Origin of the sequence: Arenibacter aquaticus (genome assembly GCF_003957295.1) — a bacterium.
Taxonomy (GTDB): domain Bacteria; phylum Bacteroidota; class Bacteroidia; order Flavobacteriales; family Flavobacteriaceae; genus Arenibacter; species Arenibacter aquaticus.
In genome coordinates this window covers 1-3,150 of the sequence record NZ_RQPJ01000012.1, presented here as the reverse complement: position 1 = coordinate 3,150, position 3,150 = coordinate 1, and the positions used below count along the sequence as shown (strand labels likewise).

Genomic DNA, 3,150 nt, shown 5'->3' with positions numbered 1-3,150 from the left:
AAAAAAAGGCGGCGGCCTACTCTCCCACTTGGTGTAGCAGTACCATCGGCGCAGACGGGCTTAACTTCCCTGTTCGGAATGGTAAGGGGTGGGCCCCGTCGCCATGGCCACCTAAAATCGTTGTGCCGGTCATTGCCGGACACCTAATATCGTTGACATAATAAAGGGACAGGGTGCCATGTTAGGCGCACTAGTTAAAAATAAGGTACAGGTACTATTAAAAAAAAGGTTTGTTGCCTTCCCCCGATAGGATCGGGGGAAGGGCGTTTGCGCAAGCCAACGGGCAATTAGTACCACTCGGCTACGGACATTGCTGCCCTTCCACCTATGGCCTATCAACGTGGTCATCTCCCACGGCCCTTTAAAGAAATCTCATCTTGTGGCGGGTTTCGCGCTTATATGCTTTCAGCGCTTATCCCATCCCGACATAGCTACCCAGCAATGCCCCTGGCGGGACAACTGGTGCACCAGCGGTCGGTCCAACCCGGTCCTCTCGTACTAGGGTCAGGTCCACTCAAATTTCTAACGCCCGCAGTAGATAGAGACCGAACTGTCTCACGACGTTCTGAACCCAGCTCGCGTGCCACTTTAATGGGCGAACAGCCCAACCCTTGGGACCTTCTCCAGCCCCAGGATGTGACGAGCCGACATCGAGGTGCCAAACCCCCCCGTCGATATGAGCTCTTGGGGGAGATCAGCCTGTTATCCCCGGCGTACCTTTTATCCTTTGAGCGATGGCCCTTCCATGCGGAACCACCGGATCACTATGCTCTACTTTCGTACCTGGTCGACCTGTATGTCTCTCAGTCAAGCGCCCTTGTGCCATTGCACTCTACACACGATTGCCAACCGTATTGAGGGCACCTTTAGAAGCCTCCGTTACTCTTTTGGAGGCGACCACCCCAGTCAAACTACCCACCACGCACTGTCCTCCCATAAGGGAGTTAGGCCCCGGACAAACAAAGGCTGGTATTTCAACAATGACTCCACCACACCTGGCGATGCAGCTTCAAAGTCTCCCAGCTATCCTACACATTGGTTGCCCAAGGTCAATACGAAGCTATAGTAAAGGTGCACGGGGTCTTTTCGTCCCACTGCGGGTAACCGGCATCTTCACCGATACTACAATTTCACCGAGCTCATGGCCGAGACAGTGTCCAGATCGTTGCACCATTCGTGCAGGTCGGAACTTACCCGACAAGGAATTTCGCTACCTTAGGACCGTTATAGTTACGGCCGCCGTTTACTGGGGCTTCAATTCAATGCTTCTCCTTGCGGATGACATCTCCTCTTAACCTTCCAGCACCGGGCAGGTGTCAGGCCCTATACTTCTTCTCTCGAATTTGCAGAGCCCTGTGTTTTTGATAAACAGTCGCCTGGACCTCTTCACTGCGGCCCCCGCTAAAAGCGGGGGCGACCCTTCTCCCGAAGTTACGGGTCTATTTTGCCTAGTTCCTTAGCCATGAATCTCTCGAGCGCCTTAGAATACTCATCCCAACCACCTGTGTCGGTTTACGGTACGGGCTGCTTCACTTGGTTTTCTCGGAGGATGTTAAGCTGGATTATCACCTTGGCCGGAGCCTCAGTGTACTATCGGAGTGTTACCACTTCCTTCAACGTACTATTCCGTCAGTACGCACCAACGCCACATCCCCGTCACTTTTAACGTGAGCAGGTACAGAAATATTAATCTGTTGTCCATCCACTACCCCTTTCGGGTTCGCGTTAGGTCCCGACTGACCCCCAGCTGATTAGCATAGCTGGGGAAACCTTGGTCTTTCGGCGTGCGGGTTTCTCGCCCGCATTATCGTTACTTATGCCTACATTTTCGTTTCCAGACGTTCCAGCGGACCTCGCAGGCCGCCTTCGACACATCTGGAATGCTCCCCTACCCCTCTATAAATAGAAGTCACAGCTTCGGTGATATGCTTATGCCCGATTATTATCCATGCGGAACCGCTCGACCAGTGAGCTGTTACGCACTCTTTAAATGAATGGCTGCTTCCAAGCCAACATCCTGGCTGTCAATGCAGTTCCACCGCGTTATATCAACTTAGCATATACTTGGGGACCTTAGCTGGTGATCTGGGTTCTTTCCCTCTCGGACATGGACCTTAGCACCCATGCCCTCACTGCGCAAAAACATTTTATAGCATTCGGAGTTTGTCAGGAATTGGTAGGCGGTGAAGCCCCCGCATCCAATCAGTAGCTCTACCTCTATAAAACTATTTGCACGCTGCACCTAAATGCATTTCGGGGAGTACGAGCTATTTCCGAGTTTGATTGGCCTTTCACCCCTACCCACAGGTCATCCCAAGACTTTTCAACGTCAACGGGTTCGGTCCTCCACTGTGTGTTACCACAGCTTCAACCTGCCCATGGGTAGATCACACGGTTTCGCGTCTACTACTACTGACTATGGCGCCCTGTTCAGACTCGCTTTCGCTACGGATCCGCACCTGAAGTGCTTAACCTTGCCAGTAAAAGTAACTCGTAGGCTCATTATGCAAAAGGCACGCCGTCACCCCGAAGGGCTCCGACCGCTTGTAGGCGTATGGTTTCAGGATCTTTTTCACTCCCTTGTTCAGGGTTCTTTTCACCTTTCCCTCACGGTACTGGTTCACTATCGGTCTCTCAGGAGTATTTAGTCTTGGCGGATGGTCCCGCCGGATTCACACAGGGTTTCACGTGCCCCGCGCTACTCAGGATACCACTATGGATAACGTCCTTTGCCTGTACCGGGCTATCACCGTCTACGGCACCTCTTTCCAAAGGCTTCCAGTTCATCGCGCATCCAATATCGTGGTCCTACAACCCCATTACCGCCGAAACGGCAATGGTTTGGACTAATCCGCTTTCGCTCGCCACTACTAACGGAATCACTTTTGTTTTCTCCTCCTCCGGCTACTTAGATGTTTCAGTTCACCGGGTTTGCCTCCCTTGCGGGATACTATACCTTCAGTATAGTGGGTTGCCCCATTCGGATACCTGCGGATCAAATCGTATGTGCCGATCCCCGCAGCTTTTCGCAGCTTATCGCGTCCTTCATCGCCTCTGAGAGCCTAGGCATTCCCCATACGCCCTTATCTAGCTTGTCGCCAGACCTTTTGTTTGTTACATTGCCCTTCCGCGGCAGCGTCCGGGCAAAAA

General features: G+C 52.5%; 2 rRNA genes. Both read right to left on the bottom strand.

Annotated features, from left to right (window positions below):
- Nucleotides 1–3: 3 nt before the first annotated feature.
- Nucleotides 4–115: ribosomal RNA gene (rrf, locus tag EHW67_RS13405) — 5S ribosomal RNA — on the bottom strand.
- A 152-nt stretch (nucleotides 116–267) separates the two neighbouring features.
- Nucleotides 268–3,099: ribosomal RNA gene (locus EHW67_RS13400) — 23S ribosomal RNA — on the bottom strand.
- Between the last annotated feature and the right edge of the window lie 51 nt (nucleotides 3,100–3,150).